Annotated in this window: 1 protein-coding gene; it reads left to right on the plus strand. The window is 59.5% G+C overall.

Features of this window, described 5'->3' with window-relative positions:
* Positions 1-287: hypothetical protein (locus KMS84_RS39870; RefSeq protein ID WP_256921544.1), on the plus strand; the 287-nt coding region annotated here is incomplete at its 5' end.
* Between the last annotated feature and the right edge of the window lie 9 nt (positions 288-296).

A 296-nucleotide genomic window follows, 5' to 3' on the forward strand; every position in this document is an offset into this window, starting at 1 on the left:
GTGTTTATCACATCACCGGGTGCCTGGGCATGGTGCCGTTCCCACCGGCCGATGATGGATGGGGCTACACGGTAAACCAGATCGACAGCCGGGCAGACGTGGACATTCAATTCGAGGAAGGCGTGCTGACGGTGACGGTGACCAGGGACGACAAGCCGTACGACCTGAAGCACATGATCACGTTGCACATCCTGGTGCCCGATGCGCCCGTTGTACCGATGCAACCTGTAGAGGTGCCCTTATCTCTGGAAGAGCCTCAGCCCCCCGTGGACGATATCGACGCCTGATCACTACGC

It is taken from the genome of Streptomyces hilarionis, from assembly GCF_024539675.1.
Taxonomy (GTDB): Bacteria; Actinomycetota; Actinomycetes; order Streptomycetales; family Streptomycetaceae; genus Streptomyces; species Streptomyces hilarionis.